This window comes from Paenibacillus mellifer (assembly GCF_023195895.1).
GTDB classification, from domain to species: domain Bacteria; phylum Bacillota; class Bacilli; order Paenibacillales; family Paenibacillaceae; genus Fontibacillus; species Fontibacillus mellifer.
This window is the reverse complement of sequence record NZ_JALPRK010000001.1, coordinates 562357-583148: the sequence shown is the minus strand read 5'-3', so window position 1 is coordinate 583148 and position 20792 is coordinate 562357. Positions and strand designations below refer to the sequence as shown.

The following is a 20792-nucleotide window of genomic DNA, read 5'->3' as shown; positions in this document are numbered from 1 at the left end:
TTTAGGAGGATTCATATGGGTTCCATCAAAATTTTTGCGGACAGCACCTGCGATCTCCACGCGGAGTGGATTACGAAGTACGATATTGGAATCGTACCGCTGTACGTCACGTTCTCGGAACAGACTTATAAGGATGGCGTTGATTTATCGGTCCCTGAGCTGTACCGGAAAGTCGACGAGACGGGCAAGCTGCCTAAGACGGCGGCGCCGTCCCCGGCCGACTTTATCCAGGCGTTTGCGCCTTATGCCCAGGAGGGGCAACGAATCCTGTACATCAGCTTGTCTTCGGAACTGTCCTCGACTTACCAGAACGCGCTGATCGCCGCTGAGGAATTCACCGAGGGGACGGTTACCGTGTTTGATTCCCTGAACTTATCCACCGGCATAGGTCTGCAGGTGATGAAAGCCGTAGGTGCCGCTGCCGAGGGAAAAAGCGTCGAGGAGATCGTTCACATGCTGACCGCCGTCCGTTCACAGGTCGAGACCGAATTTGTTATCGATTCTCTGGACTATCTCTATAAAGGCGGACGCTGCTCCGGCATGCAAAACATCGTCGGCAGCCTGCTGAGAATACGTCCCGTCATTAAGGTCGAGGGCGGAAAAATGACCCCGGCCTACAAGATCCGCGGCAGCCGCGAAAAAGCGCTCGATCAGCTCCTAGACAACGCACTGAGCCGCCTGCCCGAGATGGATAACGACCTCATCTTCGTCACCCATTCCTTGGCGGACGAGGACGCGAAGATGCTAAAGGAAGCGCTGGAGTCCAAGACGAACGCTCGGCTGGTTGCGGTGTCCAATGCCGGCTGTGTCATTTCCAGCCATTGCGGCGCCAAAACGATCGGCATTTTATATACGAAAAAGCTCGCCTAAAGGAACACAGAGAAGGGAAGGCAGGGGACATCCGCCCCTCGCCTTCCCTTTCTTATCTTCGCTTATAGCTCACCCGCGAACGATACTGCTGCGGAGCGCGTGCCGGGTAGCGCACCGGCAACGAAAACATATGCACCAGCTTCGTAAACGGAATCGAGGCGAACAACAGGAAGGCTGTCAGCACATGCAGCTGGAACAACAGCGGCACCGTATCCATCAGATGATAGTCGGGCCGAAACGCAAGCAGGCTGCGAAACCATGGACCAATCGTCGTACGGTATTCATAAGCCACCACGGTCGTATTGTAAACGATCGTCATATACGTCCCGTTGGCGGCGACGATCAACAGCAGAATGACGGCGAAGTAATCGGCAAAGCCGGCATGGGCTCGAACGCGCCGATTCAAGATTTTGCGAATCAACAGCAGGACGAGACCTAATACCACCATAAGGCCCGCCAGACCGCCGCCGACAATCGCGAAGAAATGATACGTTTCATCGTGAACGCCTAGGGCGTGATAAACGCTCCGCGGGATTAGCACCCCCATCACATGGCCAACGAAAGCAAAGACGATGCCGTAATGAAACACCGTCGATCCGACGCGAAGCCACTTCTTCTCGAAAATTTCCGTCGAGGGAGCCGCCCAGCTCGCTTGCCGGAAGGCGAACCGATACAGCAAACCGAGAATCAACACCGTCAATGCGATGTAGGGATAGACGACCCACCAGAATAATCCGGTCATTGCGGTTTTCCTCCATTCATTCAGTTGCACATTTTGAATTGCGTCGGATCCGACCCTGTACGGGCCGTCCCATCCATGCCGTAAAGGATTGGGTAAGGAAGCTCGTCCAGGTCGGCTTGCTCTCGCTTGGCCTCCAGCCGGCGGATATCCTCCTCCGAGGGCTCGCCAAACACCTCCTCCATCAAGTAGACGAACAACTCACGGTAAGGGCTGTCCTCCGATAGATGATCGGCAACGCGTTTCGTCGCCACGGCCAACCGCAGCTCAAGCGCCCGTACGTGAACATGATCCGGACGCATCGCCAGCAGCTCGTACAGAAGCGGCATATAGTCGGCCAGTTCGCCGGTCGCTGCAGCATACCCGGCATCGCTGATAATGTGCTGCAACAGAATCAATGCGGCCCCACGTTCGCGGCTGTCTCCAAGCTCATGCGAGGTGAGATAAAGTCCGGTCTTATCCTTCCAATCAAAGGTCCAGACATATTGCTCCCGTAGCTCCCGGAGGGGGAGGGACTGCAAAGGATGAATTACCGTTTCCAGCCGGCTCTTCCGTGCAGGATCCTCCAGCTCCGACACAGCTTCCAACGTCTCGCTCAGCACCTCTGCATAAGCCTCATCGGGATAGCCAAGCAACCGGGCGGTAACCGCCAATCCCATGCGTTTCGCTTCCATGGCTTCCACCATATCGATCTATTCCCCCTTGGCAAAATACTGCGACATAAAACCATCCTCCGGCGTGATTCCTTCCAGGCTGCACGCGCCTTGGCGATAATGCAAACCGGCTTCCCCGATCATTTCCCGCCGCGCGGTCGGAATGACAAACCGTTCGTTATGCTTGGCAACAGCAAACAGACGGGTCATCTCCTCGATTTCCTCTACGGTCGTCCCCGCTTCCTCGAGCAGCCGGCTGCGTTTCAGATCGTCCAGCCCGCCGACGGCGCGGTCGCGCATCATCACTCGCATGGCCGTCATTTTCAGCAACACTTTGCGGATCACCTTTGTATCCCCCGCCGTCAGCAAGGAAGCCAAATATTCCACCGGAATCCGCATTTGATCCACCGCCGGGATATACATGTCTGTCTGCAGCTCATCTTCCTCGATGTGGTTCATGATCGGGCTGAGCGGCGGCACATACCAAACCATGGGCAGCGTCCGGTATTCGGGGTGAAGCGGTAGCGCGACCTTCCACTTCATCGCCATTTTGTAGATCGGCGAACGCTGCGCGGCATCGATCCACGCATCCGTGATCCCCGCTCTTCTTGCTTCCTTAATGACTTCGGGATCGTTTGGATCAAGGAAAACCCCTAGCTGCGCTTCATACAGCTCCTGCGGATCCTCCACGGCCGCGGCGGCTTTGACTCGGTCCGCATCGTACATCACGACGCCGATGTATCGGATTCGCCCGACACAAGTCTCAGAGCAAATCGTCGAGAGTCCGGCCTCGGTGCGCGGGTAGCAGAAATTGCATTTCTCCGCCTTATGCGTATTCCAGTTGTAATACACCTTGTGATAGGGGCATCCATTCATGCAAAACCGCCAGCCGCGGCAGGCTTCCTGGTCAACGAGCACGATACCGTCCTCGTCCCGCTTGTACAAGGCACCGGACGGACAAGAGGCGACGCAAGACGGGTTGAGACAATGCTCGCAGATCCGCGGAAGGTACATCATAAACGTCTTCTCGTATTCCAGTGCAATGTGCTCCTGCAGCTTCTTCACGTTGGGGTCCATTGGAACGATTTCGCTGCCCCCGGCCAAATCATCGTCCCAGTTAGGTCCCCAGATTGGCTTATCCATGTATTCGCCCGTAATCATCGACACCGGCCGTCCGACCGGCAGGTTCTTGCGTTTCGGGCTGTGGATCAAGCTGTCGTAATCGTACGTCCAAGGCTCGTAGAAGCTGTCCAGATCGGCCATGTCCGGATTGTAAAAAATATTCGCCAGCTTCGCGATCGGCCCGCCGGCCCGCAGCGACAGCTTGCCGCCGCGCAGCACCCAGCCGCCCTTATATTTGCGCGAATCTTCCCATTCCTTCGGATATCCGGGTCCCGGCCGGGTCTCCACGTTGTTGTACCACATATACTCTGTGCCGGGGCGATTGGTCCAGGTGTTCTTACAGGTGACCGAGCAGGTATGGCAGCCGATACACTTGTCGAGGTTCATCACCATCGCGACCTGTGTTTTAATCCTCAAGCCAATTTACCTCCTTCAGCGGACGGATGATCGTCAATGTATCCCGTTGATTTCCTGTCGGCCCGTAATAATTGAAGCCGTAGCTGAGCTGCGCGTAACCGCCGATCATATGTGTCGGCTTGAGCGTAATGCGAGTGACACTGTTATGCGTGCCGCCCCGCTGCTTGGTGATTGAAGTGCCGGGCACGCCAAGCGTACGGTCCTGGGCATGGTACATGTAGGCGATTCCCTCGGGAATCCGGTACGTGAGCACCGCCCGCGCCGCCACGACCCCGTTCCGGTTATATACCTCGATCCAGTCGTTGTCCTTGATACCAATCGAAGCTCCATCCTTCTCGTTCAGCCATACGACCTGCCAACCGCGGAACAACGTTGACATCTGGTTCGTATCGGTGAACATCGTATGGATGCCCCACTTCTGGTGCGGGGTCAAATAACGGATCGTCAGCGATTTCCCGTTACTCGGCACCTCCCGTTCCCCCTTCAAGAAAGGAACATGCTGAAGCGGCGGCAAATACAGCGGCAGCGCCTCCCCGAAATCGAGAATCATCTCATGATCGAGGTAGAAGCTTTGCCGACCGGTTAACGTCCGCCATGGAATGTTGTATTCGGTATTCAGCGTAAACGGGGAATACCGGCGGTTATCCTTCTCCAGCCCGCTCCAGACAGGCGCGGAGATGGCCTGGCGCGGCTGGGCGGTGATGTCGAACAACGTGAAGGCTTCCTCCTCGCGTGGCTTCGCGATATCCGCCAGCTTCTTCCCGGTCTTCTTCTCCATGTCGTGCCATCCTTCAACCGCACGTTCTCCGTTCGTCGCCCCCGACATCAACAGGATCGCTTCGATCGCTTGGCGATCCTCGTACAAGTCCGGTTGGCCTTTGCCGATGCCCTCCCGTTTGGAGATCCCCAACCGTTCCTTCAGCTGCTTGTACACCCGTTCACCCGGGATTTTGACCGCTTTGGAGCTGTACCCTTTTTCAATATTTGGACCCAGCGTGATCATCTTCCCATAGACATTTGGATAATCGCGTTTGACGATTAGGAAATGCGGCATGCTTTTGCCGGGAATCGCTTCAATTTCCCCCTTGCGCCAGTCCTTGATCTTCCCGTGCACCTGCGCTACTTCATCCGGGCTATCATGCCCAAGCGGCGTCATCATGACGTCCTCACAAGCGGGAAGATGCTTCTCAGCCAGCTCTGAGAACGTCTTGGCGATTTCCCGGAAGGCATCCCAGTCGCTCTTACTTTGCCAAGGCGGAGAAATCGCCGGGTTAAACGGATGGATAAACGGATGCATGTCCGTGCTGCTCAGGTCATGCTTCTCGTACCAGGTCGCCGCCGGCAACACGATGTCCGAGAACAGTCCGGAGCTGGTCATACGGAAATCCATGCTGACGAAGAGATCGGTCTTACCCTCCGGCGGCATGTCGTCGGTGTGCACATCCTTCGGCCGCCAGGACTGAGACGGGTCAGTTAAGACCTGGTTATCTGCGCCGATCAGATGCTTAGCAAAATACTCATGTCCCTTGCCGCTGTCGCCCAGCAGGTTGGATCGCCAGTTAAAGAACACACGCGGGAAGTTACGCGGATCGTTGGGATGCTCGATCGCGAAATCCAGCTCGCCCTCCTTGACCATTCGGGCAACTTCCTGGACGGCTTCCTGGTCATCCGTCAGGCCCTTCTCGCGCAGTTGCTTCGCCACGTCCAGCGAGTTCTGGCTAAACTGCGGGAACGACGGCAGCCAGCCGAGCCTTGCGGCCATCGCATTGACGTCAGCCGGATGCTGCTTGCTGTAACGGCCGCCCCATGGCGTATCCTGCTCCTCATTCAACGGAGCTTCGTACCGGAACTGCTCCGTGGCAAAATAGAAAAACGACGTGCCGTTCTGCAGCCGCGGTGGGCGAATCCAGTCCCCGGCAAAGGCGACTTGCTGCCAGCCTTCGAGCGGACGTACCTTCTCCTGGCCGACATAGTGAGCCCAGCCGCCGCCGTTTACGCCCTGCGAACCGGTTAATAACACCAGGTTCAAGATAGCACGGTAAATCTGGTCGCTATGGTACCAGTGGTTGGTCCCCCCGCCCATCGCGATCATCGAACGGCCGCCCGTCTTGGCGGCATTGTCGGCAAATTCACGTGCAACCTGAATACAATGCGATTTCTTCACCCCGGTAATCGCTTCTTGCCAGGCCGGCGTATACGGCTTCTTATCATCGTAGTCGGTTGGATAATCGCCGGGCAGCCCCCGAGGAACCCCGACATGAGCCATCATCAGGTCATATACGGTGGCCACCTTCAGCGTCTCGCCGGATGAATTCTGCAGGTACTTGACCGGCACGCCTCGCTGCACGGTTTGCCCTTCTTGTTCCGCGAAATAAGGAAAATCAACCAAACCCACCTCATCCGCCCCCTCAATAAAACTCAGCTGCGGGTCGATGCGGGTGCCGTCCGGCTTATCCAAATCCAGGTTCCACCGGCTGTCTTGGTCCCAGCGGAAGCCTTGGCTGCCGTTAGGCACTTCCGGTTTCCCTGTGGCGGCGTCCCAAAGCACCGTCTTCCAATCGGCCAGTTCCTGGTCGTCTCCAAGATCGGCCGCGCGCAGAAACCGATCCGAGCGGATGCTTCCATTCTCCTCTTTCAAGAGGACGAGGAAGGGAAGGTCGGTAAACTTTTTTACATACTCCTTGAAATAAGGGGTTTCTTGATCGACGTAAAATTCCTTCAGAATGACATGCGTCATGGCCATAGCCAGCGCCGCGTCCGTGCCGACCCGGGCAGGCAGCCAGATGTCGGCGAATTTCTCGTATTCCGAATAATCCGGACTCACGCCAACGACCTTGGTCCCGTTATAGCGGGCTTCCACCATAAAATGAGCGTCGGGGGAACGGGTTTGCGGGATATTCGTGCCCCAGATAATAAAATATTTCGTATTGTACCAATCCCCGCTTTCCGGCACATCGGTCTGCTCCCCCCATACCTGCGGGGAAGCCGGCGGAAGATCGGCATACCAATCATAGAAGCTCAGAATGGTTCCGCCGATCAGCGAGAGGAACCGAGTCCCCGCCGCATAGCTGACCATCGACATCGCCGGAATCGGGCTGAAGCCAACCACGCGGTCAGGCCCGTACTGACGGATCGTATGAATGGTTGCCGCAGCGATCATTTGACAGGCGGCATCCCAGTCCGCGCGGACGAAACCGCCTTTGCCTCGCGCTTTAACATAGCGGGCGCGTTTCTTCGGATCATCCACGATATTCTGCCAGGCGATCACCGGATCCTTCACGGCCGCCATCTCCTCACGCCACATCTCGTATAGATCCCCGCGGATATACGGGTATTTCACCCGCAACGGGCTGTAGGTATACCAGGAGAAGCTGGCCCCCCGCGGACAACCGCGCGGCTCATATTCCGGAAAATCCGCGCCCGTCGTCGGGTAATCGGTCTTCTGCGTCTCCCACGTAATGATGCCGTCCTTCACGAACACGTTCCAGCTGCAGGAGCCCGTGCAGTTGACGCCATGCGTGGAGCGGACGACCTTGTCATGCTGCCAGCGGCCGCGGTACAAGCTCTCCCAATCCCGGCTGCGGGGGCTTTCCTCGGTCCAGCCGTCATTGATTCGCTCCCCGCGCCGCAAATATTTCAAAGACTCGAACAGCTTGTTCTGCTTATCGCCCACTTAACTATCTCCCTTCTGTTCAAATGCCGCTTGTGAAATCGGATTAAACCGCTCACCGGTCAGCTTGAACGCGCCCTCTCCAGCCCGCAGCTCTTCAGCGAACACGCTCCAGGCGGGTGCATTACAAGCGGCCAGGATCAAACGCTGCAGCTCGTCCGGCTGATGGATGGAATTGATCTTCGCCTCGACATCGGCCTCCGGCTCTCCGAATCGCATCTGCAGCACCGCTAGCAGGTCCTCCCGGTCCTGACTGACGATGAGCTCAAGCTCGCGTGCTTCCTCCAACTTCCGTCAACTCCTCTTATAGTAATCCGTGATCAACGCCTGTTTGACCCGTTCGGCGGCTTCCCGCAGGAATCCCCCAATTCGTTCGTCGTCGCGCTCGATCCAATCCCAAGGAATCACGCTGCTTTCCAGACGTTCATAACGCTCGCCGTAGCGAACGCGAACGGCAACGCCGCGTTCATGGAGCTGTGCTCCTGCCTTAACGTCATAAGGGTGCAGACCCAAGCGCGCGAGCTCGTCCGTCAAACGGGAGTATAGCCGCGGCTCAGCAGCACGAAGCGGCTTATCCGGCAGCAATTCCGTCAATTTCGGGGCCGGAAGATGCGTCATGACGTACCGCCTCCATTTCTTTTTCCACCATGTCCTCTTCATACCGGTTATGCAGCTGATCGACCAGGATCAACGCCTGCAAGCGATGAACCACTTCATCCCCAACCTCGCCGCGTTCCAAACGATCCTTAATCTCCGCCACCAGCTCCCGCAGCAGCTGATGATCCCGGGACAAGGCGATAATGACATCCTTCAACTGCGGCTTGAGTTCCAGTGCCTCGACGTACAACCCTTCTTCCTCGCTTTGCGCATGCTGCAAGGTGCGTGATTCCCAGTGTTCTACGGCGATCCAGGCGATATCCAGCGCCTTCTCCGATTCTCCTCGGCTTAGACAGCGCGCGAGCAGCTCCGTAAGTTCCTTCGCCTCTTCCAACACCGCTTCATGAATCAACGCATGGCTGTCCACATTTCTTAATGAGGGCCCCGATCTCATGAATTTCACATCCCTTTTTTGGCTAATTTTTACTAGGGTTCGCTTTAAAATTCCGAATTATACCACATTTTGGGTAGAAAAAAACCGGGGTCCTTGCTTTACGCAAGACGCCCGGCGTGAAATAAATATATTTAGGAATCTCCGCTTTTTTTCCGTCGGATTGTTACCAAACCCGCGCAAGCTCCCTCACATATCGCCCCTCTCCGTGAATATACTTTATTTACATCCACAAATATAGCGTTCCGGGAAATCCCGATATGGAGGTGTTCATCTATGCCAACGCCTGATCGATATAACTTTGTCGTCTCCAAAGAGGACTGGTCGCTGCATCGCAAAGGGTATCAGGATCAACAGCGCCACCAGGAGAAAGTGCGGGAGGTCATTAAGCAGAATCTGCCCGACCTCGTCACCGAAGAAAATATCATTATGTCGGACGGCAAGCAGATCATTAAGGTTCCCCTCCGCAATTTGGAAGAGTACCGCTTTATCCATAACTACCAGAAACATAAGCATGTCGGCCAAGGTGACGGAAGCAGCGAGGTAGGGGATGTGCTTGGCCAGGACAGTCCTAAGGATAGCGGAAAAAGTGGAAAAGGCGGCAAGGCCGGCGATCAGCCGGGCTACGATTATGTAGAGGCCGAGATTAGCCTCGAAGAACTGGAAGATATGCTGTTCGATGAGATGGAGCTGCCCTACATTCAGGAGAAAGACAAAGAAGAAATGGAAACTGAGTCCATTCGTTTTAACGATATTCGCAAAAAAGGCCTGATGTCCAACATCGATAAGAAACGTACGATTCTGGAAAACTTACGTCGCAACGCAACCGCCGGCACCCCTGGCATCCATGGCATTTCGCCGGATGATCTTCGCTACAAAACATGGGAAGAGATCATTGTCCCCCGCTCCAACGCAGTGATCCTGGCGATGATGGATACGTCGGGCAGTATGGGCGCGTTCGAGAAATACTGCGCACGCAGTTTCTTCTTCTGGATGACTCGGTTTTTGCGGCGGCAGTACGAAAAGGTGGAGATCGTCTTTCTGGCGCATCATACCGAGGCGAAGGAAGTCAGCGAGGAGGAATTTTTCACCCGCGGGGAAAGCGGCGGCACCATCTGCTCTTCGGTTTATCAAAAAGCGTTGGAAATCATCGATTCCCGTTACCCGCCCTCCAGTTACAATATCTATCCGTTCCACTTCTCCGACGGCGATAACCTGACCTCCGACAACGAGCGTTGCGTCAAGCTGATCGGCGAGCTGATGAAGCGCAGCAACCTATTTGGATATGGGGAAGTCAACCAGTACAACCGCGGCAGCACGTTGATGTCCGCATATCGAACCATTAAGCAAGAGAAATTCATGTATTACGTCATTAAGGAAAAAGGCGAAGTATATAACGCGTTGAAACGGTTTTTCCACAAGCGTGAAGGGGGTGCGGCGAGTTGAGTAGTGAAATGGAGCAGCTCGAATACGCCATCTCGGAAATCATGGAAATCGCCGACTCGTTTGGGCTCGACTATTATCCGATGCGTTATGAAATATGCCCCGCCGATATCATCTATACGTTTGGGGCTTACGGCATGCCGACCCGCTTCTCTCACTGGAGCTTCGGAAAGACCTTTAACAAGATGAAGATGCAATACGATTTTGGACTCAGCAAAATCTATGAGCTCGTCATTAACTCAAACCCGTGTTACGCCTTCCTGTTGGAGGGTAATTCGCTGATCCAGAACAAGCTGATCGTTGCTCACGTGCTGGCACACTGCGATTTCTTCAAAAATAACGCTCGGTTCTCGGCAACCAACCGGGATATGGTCGAGAGCATGTCCGCCACCGCCGAGCGAATCAGCCGATATGAACTGGCTTACGGCGCGAGTACCGTGGAGAACTTCATCGATGCCGTACTCGCGGTCCAGGAGCATGTAGACCCGCAGCTGATCAAGCCGATGCGCTACGATAAACGCCAGCAAATGGAGGAGAAGCTGCGCCGGGCCAAGGATGGGCGGTATGGGCAGGTGAAGGAAGGTGCCTACGACGATCTGTGGTCGCTCGATGTGAATCCGGGCGGAAGCGCGGCTGCGGAAGCCAAAGAGAACGGCGTCCAATTCCCGCCTGAGCCGGAGAAGGATATCGTCTGGTTCATCCAGGAATATTCCGAAGCGCTGGAGGATTGGCAGCGGGACATCATGAGCATGCTGCGCGAAGAGATGTTGTATTTCTGGCCGCAGATGGAGACGAAGATCATGAACGAGGGGTGGGCTTCGTACTGGCACCAGCGAATCATCCGCGAGCTCGACCTCACCAGTGACGAAACGATCGAATTCGCCAAGCTGAACGCCTCGGTCGTCCAGCCGTCGCGGCAAAGCCTGAACCCTTATTATCTCGGGCTGAAGATCTTCGAGGACATCGAGCGCCGCTGGGATCACCCCACCGTAGAGGAGCGCCGCCGTTTTGGCCGTGAGCCCGGGCAAGGCCGGGAGAAGATCTTCGAGGTCCGTGAGCTCGACTCCGACACTTCGTTCCTCCGCAGCTATTTGACGAAGGAACTCGTCCGCGACCTAGACCTGTATATATTCGAGAAGCAAGGGCCGGAGTGGAAAATCACCGACAAAACCTGGGAGCACATCCGCGACCAACTTGTGGCCTCCCGCGTGAACGGCGGCTCTCCGTACATCGTCGTTCAGGACGGCGACTACCTGCGCTCCGGCGAGCTGCTACTGAAGCATCAGTATGAGGGGCTGGAGCTGGACCTGAAATACTTGGAGCATACGCTCCCCCACGTTTACAAACTGTGGGGCCGCCCCGTTCACCTGGAGACGGTGGTAGAGGAGAAGCGCGCCATGTTCTCTTATGACGGGCAAAAGCATGTGAGGAAGATGATTTGAGTTAGATTACCTTCAGGCTGAAATAGAAATCACTTTGGCCTTGATCCAGGAACCATTCGCAATGGATGCGGAACAGGTAGGTTCCTGTCTCTTGCGGAACCCTATAAGGGTCATTGAGGGCTCCGCCTTTCGGGTCCGTCCCCGTAAGCGTGAATTCCTTGATGCCCTCTGGAGCCTCGGTATCGATTGGAGCGCCTGCGGGAACCGGGGTTGCCTTTAGTTCAGGAATGCTGGCATCCACGCTGACGCAGCTGCCTTCACTGCTAAGAACTGGCGAGCACCAAGAGTAACCGGCCTGGGCAACCTCGATGGCGGTTCCTTGTACGGTAACGATGGGCGAGGGTGGGGTGCCTGCGATGACCCATTTGGAATGAATGGCTTGTTGGATGTCGGATGGATCCACGGGCTCGTTCTGCCGAATGCCAATCGAATAACCCGCCCAGAAGGTACACGCTACTACCGCGAGAGCGACTACTACCGTTAGCATGAGTTTATTACCTTTTTCCATGATATCCTCCCGTATTTGTCTCTTCATAATTAACGTTGCCGTTGACATGGATGTTTCAATAAAGAAGAAGAGCCACCTCGATCAAGGGATCAGGCGGCTCTTCTTCTGCCTGCGGAACCTCTCAGGACAGCAAAGCGATGACCAGCAGTTCGTAAAGCACCAGCGTCAAGATCATCTCATCGCTTGGACTTGGGCCAAAGAAGGGAGCGCCAAAGGCTCGCTGGCCCCCGTACCGTGGAACGGCCAAGTGCAACATCCCGCCTTGGCAGCTCACAATCCGGCCGACATGCACATGACCGTCCATCGTCTCAATACGGACTCTTTGATTGACATGCTGCCGGCAGATGCCTTGCACCCGGTCGCGGATCGATCGCAAATGTTGCGCGGATTGCGTGTCCGCCTGGTAAACGATGCGTTGTTGAGGGTGCCCCCATGGTTGAACACTCATTCGTTATTCGCCTCCAAGGTTTCAAGTTCAAGTTATCGTATGCGGATACCTAGAGGGCGGTGAGGCGGGGAGAGGGGGGAATTCGGCCCCGCCTTATAAATGGCGAAAAATTAACTGTAAAACCTGCTGTTAATTTGGTCAGTTCTGCGTTTGGAGGACGAATAGCAGTAAAAAGTAACGTTAATTTCAGTGGTTTTGCTGGTATGGCGAGAAAACGCGAAAATAGAGGTGCTTTTTCCAGTTAAATTGCTGAAACGGCCTTCTCGCTCCAAATTAACGGTAGAAAATCCAGTTAAACTCGACGCGTGCCGGACAAAGCAAATACGCAAAAAAAGGCGGAGGGCTTCCCCTCCACCTTACTCTTTACTCACTGATTACCGGTTCAACAAACTTCCCACGTACCGCAGCAGCTCGTTGGCACATACCGGGCAGTAGCCATGCTCGTCGATCAGCCGTTTGCTGACCTCGTTGATGCGTTTGAGCTGGTTTTCGTCCGGCGTTTTGGTCGAGGTCGTGATCTTCACGATGTCCTTGAGGTCGGCGAACAGCTTCTTCTCGATCGCTTCCCGCAGCCGGTCGTGGTGGTTATATTCGAATTTCCGCCCTTTGCGCGAGTACGCGGAGATGCGGATCAGAATTTCCTCTCTGAACGCCTTTTTGGCATTTTCCGAGATGCCGATTTGCTCTTCGATCGAGCGCATCAGCCGCTCGTCGGGATCCATCTCCTCGTCGGTGAGCGGATCGCGGATTTTCGTCCAGTTGCAGAACGCCTCGATGTTGTCGAGGTAGTTCTCGAACAAGGTGCGCGCCGACTCCTCGAACGAGTAAACGAACGCTTTTTGCACTTCTTTTTTGGCGAGTTCGTCGTATTCCTTGCGGGCAATGCTGATAAAGTTCAGATAGCGCTCGCGTTCTTCCTTCGTGATTGAAGCATGCTGGTCTAGGCCGTCCTTAATGGCCCGCAAAATATCCAGAGCGCCCATGCAATGCAAATCCTGCTTGATTAGCGCGCTGGAAATCCGGTTGATGACATACCGCGGATCGACGCCGGACATGCCCTCCTCGAGGTATTCGTTCTGCAGCTCCTTCAGATCTGCGTCCTTATAGCCTTCGACTTCTTCCCCGTCGTAGAGGCGCATTTTTTTCACCAAATCGACGCCTTGCTTCTTCGTCTCCTTCAACCGGGTCAAGATGGAGAAGATCGCCGCGGACCGCAGGGCATGCGGGGCAATATGGATGTGGCTCATATCGCTTTGGCCGATCAGCTTGGCGTAGATTTTCTCCTCCTGCGACACCTTGAGGTTGTAGGGGATCGGCATGACGATCATCCGCGACTGCAGCGCTTCGTTTTTCTTATTGGCGATAAACGATTTGTACTCCGCTTCGTTCGTATGCGCGATGATTAACTCATCGGCCGAAATCAGCGCGAACCGCCCCGCTTTGAAATTCCCTTCCTGCGTCAGGGACAACAGGTTCCACAGGAACTTCTCGTCGCATTTCAGCATTTCCTGAAACTCCATCAGGCCGCGGTTGGCCTTGTTCAACTCCCCGTCGAAGCGGTACGCCCGCGGGTCGGATTCCGACCCGTATTCGGTGATCGTGGAAAAATCGATGCTGCCGGTCAAATCGGCGATATCCTGTGACTTCGGATCGGACGGACTGAACGTGCCGATGCCGATGCGGTCGTCTTCGGACAAGAGCACCCGCTCGACCTTTACATTTTCGATGTCGCTGCCGTATTCCGTCTTCAACCTCATTTGACAGACGGGGCATAAATTGCCCTCAATCCGGACACCCAGCGTTCGTTCCACGTCCGGCCGGAGCTCATGTGGAACCAGATGAAGCGGATCCTCATGCATTGGGCACCCGGCGATGGCGTACACCGCCCCTTGATCGGTCCGAGAAAATTTCTCGAGCCCGCGCTTCAGCAATGTGACCAGCGTTGATTTGCCTCCGCTCACCGGTCCCATCAACAGCAGGATCCGCTTGCGAACGTCGAGCCGGCGGGCGGCGGAGTGAAAATACTCCTCGACCAGTTTTTCGACGGCCCGATCGAGCCCGAAGATTTCCTGTTCAAAAAATTTATACCTTTTCCTTCCGTCATCCTCTTCTATGCCATAGGACTTAATCATTTCATAAACCCGGGCATGGGCGGTCATCGCCGGCGAAGGGTCTTTGGCCAACAGTTCGACATATTCTTTAAATGTTCCGCTCCACGACAAGGAGTCGCTTTCCGCCCGGTAAGCCGCTAAACGCTCAAAAATGTCCATGTTAGGTACCTCCTGTACTCCCGCTTTGGGGGTTCTCCCGCGTCCCCGATCTTTAGAACTTGCCTGACCAGTATATGGAGCTTCCACGATAAAAAGTGTATTACATTCCTATGCGCCGGGACGGGAGAAGTTGACCTTTTTTCCGATGAAAATATTCGGATGGAAAAAGTAGGAATTCAGCTTTGTGATATAATTTGGATCATGATCATGGGAATGAAAAGGGGATCGTCATGGCAGTACAGCATGAGACGGAATTGTACGCTCCGCTGAAGGCTTTTTTTGAGGAGCGGGGGTATGTGATCAAAAGCGAGGTGCGGCATTGCGACCTGGTCGGCGTTCGGCCCGGCAGCGACGAGCCGCTGATCGTGGAAATGAAAAAGACGTTTAATCTTCCCCTGCTGCTGCAGGGTTTGGAGCGCCAGCGACTCAGTGCCGAGGTATATCTGGCCGTGGAGCGCAATCGCGCCAAAAAAGGGGCGCACAACCAACGATGGAGCGAAATAACGCTGCTCTGCCGCCGGCTGGGACTGGGACTCATCGCGGTAACACGGTATAAAACGAAACCCGCGTTCGTGGAGATCCTGTGCGCGCCGGGGAACGAGGCCTTGTACACGCCGGGGCCAAAGGTGGTCAAACGCCGGGCGGAGAAGCTGCTGCATGAGTTCCACGAACGCAGCGGCGATTACAACGTTGGCGGCAGCACCGGCACCAAGCTGGTGACGGCCTACCGCGAACGGGCGCTGCGCATCGCGCTCGCCATCGAGGAGGGTGGGGGCGAGATGTCGCCGAAGGACGCGCGCGATCGCAGCGGCGTCGGCACGGCCGCCGCGATTCTGCAGCGCGACTACTACGGCTGGTTCCGCCGCGTCGTCCGCGGGCGTTACGCGCTGACGCCAGCCGGCGCGGAGGGGCTGCGCCAGTACGCCCACGTCGTCGACGGGTGGCGGCGGGTGGCAGCGGCCGCGGAGCGGGATGGGGAGCGCCTTTAGGAACTGGCGAGATGAGGGCGATGCGCAGGTCTATCCTAGACCCATGAAATTGATCCTTGGCCCGCTCAACTCTAATCTTTATCCCGTTGATCTTTAGGGTCCGGGATTTGATTCAGACCTCTCATGAATAGCAGATACACATAGATGGCCAGACCCAGGCCTGCCATAAACAGAACGAATTTCCCTAGTGCCCATAACGTCGCCATCGTTCTACCTCCCTTATTGCGATTCGGGCAGCCTTCATTCGTCCGCGGAGCGCGCCGTGAACTCGGCGAGGGCGGCGGTGAGGCGCGCCAGCCCCTCGTGCAGCCGCGCCGGTTCGTGCGCGGCGACCGTGAGCCGGATGAAGCGATCATCCGGCTCTTTGGCGTAGCACAGCGTCCCCGGCAGGAACGCGGTGCCTTCCAGCAGCGAAGCGCGCAGCAACGCTTCGCTGGAGACCCCGGCGGGCAGGCGCAGCCAGAGGAACAGCCCGCCGCCGGGGTCTTCCACGCAGGCGCCGTGCCAAGCGGGCGCCTGCAGCAGCTCCAGCGCGAGCGCGCGCCGCGCGGCATACGCCGCCGCAGCCTCGGCGGCGGCGGCGCGCCGGCGTCCCGGCGGCTGGGCGAGCCAGGCGTGGAGCCGCCCGGCTCGCTCGGCCACGGCCGCCCCCGCGGCGCTGGAGCTGCCCGGCGATGGAACGCGGCGCAGCCGTTCCATCGTTTTCGCTTCACCGCGCAGCCAGGCCAGCGGCAGCTGCGGCGTCAGCGTCCGCTCCAGGGAGCCGAGGCTGACGGTCTCGGCTCCCCATAGGCCCGCTTGCTGGCGCAGCACATCCAGCGGCGTCCTATCCCCCTGCGCCCTGCGCTTTGAACCCGCTGCGCCCTCTGCACCCGCTGCCTTGATGAGATCCACGCTGTTCTCTTGGACATGGACCTCGCCTATTGCCGTATGCTCCTTCTGGCTCTCTCCCTCAGCCTCCCGTTTCACCTCGTCCGCCGCTTGCTGCGCTCTTTGAACCTCAATCCCGCTTCTCCTAGTTGTATTGTCCTTGACTTTACCCTCGGGTCCACTCTCTATTAAATCCTCCAATTCATTTCCAAATCCTGCCTCTCCCTCTTCTGCGAAAAGCACCAAGCTCGCTGTATCATCTATGACGATCGGCAGGCCCAGCCGCTCGCTGACCTCCAGCAGCGCCAGCTTGCGCTGCCGGCTCCACACCCGGCCGGACGGGTTCGAGTAATGCGGCGTCACATACGCCATAGCCGGCCGCCCGCCGGCCACCTCGCATTTCCGCCGCAAATCGTCCGGCAGCATGCCGTCCCGGTCACAATCCACCGGGACCGCCCGGATGCCGCGGCGACGCATCAACTCCAGCGCCTCCGGCGCAGCCGGCGTCTCGACGAGCACCGTGCCGCCGCCGGGAACCAGCCCTCGCAGCAGCATGTCAAGCGCCCCGTCGGCGCTTTCGGCCAATATCCATTGCTGCGGGTCCGTGCTTATTCGGACTTCGGCTTCTTCGTAGGCCGAAGCCAACCAATCCAGCAGCGCGCGAACCCCGCTGCGCTCCGCCGGCTCCCCCTCTTGCCCTTCGCCGTCCACGCCGTATTCCCGATCCAGGCGTACCCCGACTCCATACCCTTGCGGTCCCGCCAACGAGATCAAGTTACCTTCCCGCTGCCGATCTTCGATTTCCCGGGCGAAAGCCGGCGGCAGTCGGCGCTTTAACATTTCCAAACCCGTATCCACAAGAACACCCCGCTTCCCATCACTGTATATACGATTGTACCTCAGGACAAATTTTCCAGACAATGGGGGCAAACCGCCCGTCGTGCTTGATTTTGACGAATCATTGGCAAATCTATCATTTTTGCGTACCTAGTGTCGGCATGATAGAATGAGAACTGCATCATACGACTTTTATTAATTCTCTTGAGGTGATTTACCATGTCTTACTCTACGGAACCTGCAACCGTCACGGAAACGAGTCGCAGCAGGAAGACACGACGGCCTTCCGTAGCTATGATTTTGTTGATTTGGGTCCTACTGATTGGCGCCGGCGTCACTGCGGCTTACATGTATAGCAATCATTTGAAGCAATCGATGATCGATCAACTGGACACCAAATGGCAAAGCGAAGCGGAGCAAATGAAGGCGGATTATACCGCACAGCTAACAGCTTTGTCCGGCGAGGTCAAGGATTTGCAAAGCAAGGTGGAAACGTTCAACGAATTGCTCGAATTCACGAAGGATAACAACAGCGAAAAAACGGATAACAGCAACAAATTGTATTCGCAATTGAGCGAGGTTAAGCAGCAGCTCGCCGCGCTTCAGAAGAAAATGGACCTGCTCAAATGATTACGCCGGTCAAACAAATCAACCGTTTTTTTCTGCTGACTACCGGCCCGTTGATCGGAATGCTGATTGCACTTTTTATTAGCGGAGCCGCCATCGAATGGAACCGAGCCCCCCACTCTATCACGCATGATGCTGATGTATTTCAGACCACCGCTTCGATATCGGAAGGGTTATCCAAAGCGGAGAAAGATGCCAAAACGACGATCTCCTCTATCCGCCAAACGGCCGAGCTTTATCAGAAGACAACCCAAACGATGAGCACGATCGTCAAAACGGCAAAGACGACAGCAACTAAGCCGGAATCCATTTACAATCGGCGAATCACGTCCAAGTTAGGTTCCCCCTTCGAGACGATTCAAAGCGACCGGATTCGCATTGAATTGTACAAGATCAACCCCGGCACCTACCGAGGGTATGCGATGAAGATTCGACTCAAGTCGCCGGACGCCATGAAAATGACGCTGGGGAAGGACCATGTTGGGGGAGCGGAGACGACGAAACAAGCCGTACAGCGTCATGGTGCGGTCGCAGGTATTAATGCCGGTGGATTTGCGGATTCCCGCGGAGAACGGTACCCTTTGAGCACCACGATCCTGAACGGTCAATATGTGAATGGCTTCGAGCCAACGTATAAAGATTTGTTTTTCGTCGGATTAAATCGGTCGGGGCAGCTGGTCGGGGGCAAGTTTCAGAACAAAGCGAGCCTCGACAAGCTACAGCCCAAGTTCGGCGCCTCCTTCGTACCGATCCTGCTGCAAAACGGCGTCAAACTCCAGATCCCGCCAAAATGGAAAACATCGCCATTACGCGCACCACGTACGGTGATTGGGAATTACAAGGATGATCAGCTGCTTGTGCTGGTCGTTGACGGCGACAACGAAAAGGGCCGTTCCGGCGCTACGCTGGAAGAATTGCAAAACAAGCTGTGGAAGATGGGCGTGCAAGATGCTTACAACCTGGACGGCGGAGGTTCCTCCTCGCTGATCGTGAACGGCCGAGTCGTCAATAAACCGTCCGACGGCGCGCTTCGCCCGGTACCCACACATTTCTTGTTTTTCAAATAAGCGGTTCGCCTCTACCCATTCCCAACTTGTCTATGAAATATTTCACATTATGGATTTATTTTTAGGCTATCGCCGGGTATAATAGGGAAAGGAGTACAACGTGGAGGTGTTCGGCTTGTCATTCTCTTTAACGTTCTGGATTATTGCCATCGTTTTGGCTATGTTTTTGTGTGGGATTTTGACGGCATCCTATAACGAAGATAAAACCAAAGGCCTTTAAAAGGTTAGTCAAAAAGGCGGCTTCCCATCACGAAGCATTACAATGAAGAAGGCCCGGCTTCGAATCTTAGGATTCAGCCGGGCCTTCCGTTGCTCTCATAGCCCCTGGCTCCGCTACTCCTCCTGAGCTTCTTCCAACCTTCTCGGTGCTCGGCGGCTTCCCCCACCCTTCTCCTTCTCGCTAACGGACACCAGAGGCGCTATTTCTCGCATTCCGGGATCCTCCGAACTTTAACGGACACAGGAGACCTTATTTCTCACAAAAAGGGCTCAAACACCGCTCGAGGGTGCCGATAACGTCTCTGGAGTCCGTTACAGTGGGAAATAACCGGGAAATCGGCAAATAAGGTCGCTACGGTCCGTTTGAAGTCTTCCTGTAGGCTTGACAGCACATTCGTGGGCTATTTGGTTCCATAGCAGTCCGTTTCTAGCCCGAAGCGGTTCGTTAGGTTCTTCCCTACTTCTACCAAGATATTACCAAGTTTCTATCACTGCTCGTGCTTTAACGTAGGACCTCAATCGGCACCCGAAATCGACTCAAAACGACAAAATAAATAAGCTTCCCTCGCGGGAAGCTTATTTAGGGTTGTGCTCTGGTGCTGCTAAAACGTATCAAACGTCCTATTGGATCTAGGACAGTTGGCTCATTTCGACCAGGCATTGATTGCAAATGGAACGCTCTTTGAAATCGCTCACGCCTTCCATCGATCCGCAGAATACACATTTCGGGCGGTAACGCTCCAAAATGATGTGATCCCCCTGCACCAAAATCTCGACGGGGTCTCCCTCGTTCATTTGATATCTCTTGCGAAGCGACTTGGGTAACACGATTCTCCCGAGTTGATCCACTTTACGGACCACACCAGCAGGTTTCATAAATTTGTACACCTCTCCTGAAAAAAATAGTTATGTAAAAATAGAACCAAATACCTAATCTATTATATTTCGCTATTTTTTTCAGGATTCCTGCTACATTTCCACGTTTTTAATTATTTTCGCAGGATTGCCCCCAACGACGGCTCCATTGGGCACGTCTTTCGTCACGACTGCGCCGGCCGCAATCACCGCGTTATCGCCGATGGTTACCCCGGGAACGATCACCGCCCGACCGCCGATCCATACGTTGTTGCCGATGTTCACCGGTTTGCCATATTCTGCCCCAGAGTTTCGCGCAGCCGGATCCAACGGATGAGTTGCGGTATAAATGTGTACCCCCGGCGCCATAAAGCAATATTCCCCAATCCGCACCTCGCAGACATCCAGGATCACGCAACGAAGTTGGCGTAAAAATGATTGCCGACGTAAATATTCGACCCGTAATCGCAGCGGAAGGTCGGTTCAATGTAGATATCATCGCCGCAGCTGCCAAGCAACTCGTGAAGCAGGGCGGATCTTTGCTCTCGTTCATCCTCCAGAGTCGCATTATATTCCCGTGTCAGCCTGCGGGCCCGAAGCCGAGCGGCCACCAGCTCCGCGTCACCGGCGTTGTACCATTCCCCGGCGAGCATCTTTTCTTTCTCCGTTGTTCCCGAATTCATGAGGTCATCTCTCTT

Annotated in this window: 19 protein-coding genes and 1 pseudogene; 6 read left to right on the top strand and 14 right to left on the bottom strand. The window is 55.6% G+C overall.

Features of this window, described 5'->3' with window-relative positions:
- Nucleotides 1-15: 15 nt before the first annotated feature.
- The gene (locus M0651_RS02630) at nucleotides 16-870 is read left to right on the top strand and encodes a DegV family protein (RefSeq protein WP_248550272.1); all 855 of its coding nucleotides are present in this window, start codon (nucleotides 16-18) and stop codon (nucleotides 868-870) included.
- 52 nt (nucleotides 871-922) lie between these two features.
- On the opposite strand, the gene narI is transcribed toward M0651_RS02630, so the two are convergent.
- From narI to M0651_RS02595, 7 genes are read right to left on the bottom strand one after another with little or no spacing between them, the layout of a single operon-like run.
- Nucleotides 923-1612, bottom strand: a complete 690-nt coding sequence (narI, locus tag M0651_RS02625; protein WP_248550271.1) for a respiratory nitrate reductase subunit gamma — start codon at nucleotides 1610-1612, stop codon at nucleotides 923-925.
- 20 nt (nucleotides 1613-1632) lie between these two features.
- Complete coding sequence (gene narJ, locus M0651_RS02620) at nucleotides 1633-2295, bottom strand: nitrate reductase molybdenum cofactor assembly chaperone (RefSeq protein WP_248550270.1); 663 nt, start codon at nucleotides 2293-2295, stop codon at nucleotides 1633-1635.
- 6 nt (nucleotides 2296-2301) lie between these two features.
- Entirely contained in the window at nucleotides 2302-3801 is a 1500-nt protein-coding gene (gene narH / locus M0651_RS02615) for a nitrate reductase subunit beta (RefSeq protein WP_248550269.1), read from the bottom strand.
- A complete protein-coding gene (locus M0651_RS02610; protein WP_248550268.1) occupies nucleotides 3791-7474 on the bottom strand; it encodes a nitrate reductase subunit alpha in 3684 nt (1227 codons plus the stop codon). Before M0651_RS02610 ends, narH begins: the two co-directional genes overlap by 11 nt.
- On the bottom strand, nucleotides 7475-7759 hold the full coding sequence (locus M0651_RS02605; protein ID WP_248550267.1) for a hypothetical protein: 285 nt from the start codon (nucleotides 7757-7759) through the stop codon (nucleotides 7475-7477). It lies immediately after the preceding gene.
- Between the two features lie 6 nt (nucleotides 7760-7765).
- Nucleotides 7766-8089 (bottom strand): hypothetical protein, encoded by a 324-nt coding sequence (locus M0651_RS02600; RefSeq protein WP_248550266.1) that lies wholly within the window; start codon nucleotides 8087-8089, stop codon nucleotides 7766-7768.
- Complete coding sequence (locus tag M0651_RS02595; RefSeq protein WP_248550265.1) at nucleotides 8043-8522, bottom strand: hemerythrin domain-containing protein; 480 nt, start codon at nucleotides 8520-8522, stop codon at nucleotides 8043-8045. The genes M0651_RS02600 and M0651_RS02595 overlap by 47 nt, the downstream gene beginning before the upstream one ends.
- 273 nt (nucleotides 8523-8795) lie before the next feature.
- On the opposite strand from M0651_RS02595, the gene yhbH reads away from it, so the two are divergent.
- The gene (gene yhbH / locus M0651_RS02590; protein ID WP_248550264.1) at nucleotides 8796-9965 is read left to right on the top strand and encodes a sporulation protein YhbH; all 1170 of its coding nucleotides are present in this window, start codon (nucleotides 8796-8798) and stop codon (nucleotides 9963-9965) included.
- An 8-nt stretch (nucleotides 9966-9973) separates the two neighbouring features.
- Complete coding sequence (locus M0651_RS02585) at nucleotides 9974-11404, top strand: SpoVR family protein (RefSeq protein ID WP_248550314.1); 1431 nt, start codon at nucleotides 9974-9976, stop codon at nucleotides 11402-11404.
- Nucleotide 11405: 1 nt separating this feature from the next.
- Here the strand turns inward: M0651_RS02585 and M0651_RS02580 are convergent, their stop codons facing one another.
- From M0651_RS02580 to M0651_RS02570, 3 genes are all read right to left on the bottom strand, one after another.
- The gene (locus tag M0651_RS02580) at nucleotides 11406-11912 is read right to left on the bottom strand and encodes a hypothetical protein (protein ID WP_248550263.1); all 507 of its coding nucleotides are present in this window, start codon (nucleotides 11910-11912) and stop codon (nucleotides 11406-11408) included.
- Between the two features lie 121 nt (nucleotides 11913-12033).
- Entirely contained in the window at nucleotides 12034-12360 is a 327-nt protein-coding gene (locus M0651_RS02575; protein WP_248550262.1) for a hypothetical protein, read from the bottom strand.
- 374 nt (nucleotides 12361-12734) lie between these two features.
- Nucleotides 12735-14630 (bottom strand): PrkA family serine protein kinase, encoded by a 1896-nt coding sequence (locus M0651_RS02570; RefSeq protein ID WP_248550261.1) that lies wholly within the window; start codon nucleotides 14628-14630, stop codon nucleotides 12735-12737.
- A gap of 230 nt (nucleotides 14631-14860) precedes the next feature.
- Between M0651_RS02570 and M0651_RS02565 the strand changes: the two genes are divergently transcribed.
- On the top strand, nucleotides 14861-15619 hold the full coding sequence (locus M0651_RS02565) for a DUF2161 family putative PD-(D/E)XK-type phosphodiesterase (RefSeq protein WP_248550313.1): 759 nt from the start codon (nucleotides 14861-14863) through the stop codon (nucleotides 15617-15619).
- A 71-nt stretch (nucleotides 15620-15690) separates the two neighbouring features.
- Here M0651_RS02565 and M0651_RS24035 read toward each other — a convergent pair whose 3' ends face one another.
- Nucleotides 15691-15825: a hypothetical protein gene (locus tag M0651_RS24035; protein WP_282577690.1), complete on the bottom strand. Its 135-nt coding sequence runs from the start codon at nucleotides 15823-15825 to the stop codon at nucleotides 15691-15693.
- Between the two features lie 34 nt (nucleotides 15826-15859).
- The gene (locus M0651_RS02560) at nucleotides 15860-17347 is read right to left on the bottom strand and encodes an aminotransferase class I/II-fold pyridoxal phosphate-dependent enzyme (protein ID WP_248550260.1); all 1488 of its coding nucleotides are present in this window, start codon (nucleotides 17345-17347) and stop codon (nucleotides 15860-15862) included.
- 198 nt (nucleotides 17348-17545) lie between these two features.
- On the opposite strand from M0651_RS02560, the gene M0651_RS02555 reads away from it, so the two are divergent.
- On the top strand, nucleotides 17546-17956 hold the full coding sequence (locus M0651_RS02555) for a hypothetical protein (protein ID WP_248550259.1): 411 nt from the start codon (nucleotides 17546-17548) through the stop codon (nucleotides 17954-17956).
- A complete protein-coding gene (locus M0651_RS02550) occupies nucleotides 17953-19020 on the top strand; it encodes a phosphodiester glycosidase family protein (protein WP_248550258.1) in 1068 nt (355 codons plus the stop codon). Before M0651_RS02555 ends, M0651_RS02550 begins: the two co-directional genes overlap by 4 nt.
- An 849-nt stretch (nucleotides 19021-19869) precedes the next feature.
- On the opposite strand, the gene M0651_RS02545 is transcribed toward M0651_RS02550, so the two are convergent.
- Together M0651_RS02545 and M0651_RS02540 are read right to left on the bottom strand one after the other, a co-directional pair.
- Complete coding sequence (locus M0651_RS02545) at nucleotides 19870-20115, bottom strand: AbrB/MazE/SpoVT family DNA-binding domain-containing protein (protein WP_155607094.1); 246 nt, start codon at nucleotides 20113-20115, stop codon at nucleotides 19870-19872.
- Nucleotides 20116-20208: 93 nt separating this feature from the next.
- Nucleotides 20209-20777 (bottom strand): annotated as a pseudogene (locus M0651_RS02540) (maltose acetyltransferase domain-containing protein).
- Between the last annotated feature and the right edge of the window lie 15 nt (nucleotides 20778-20792).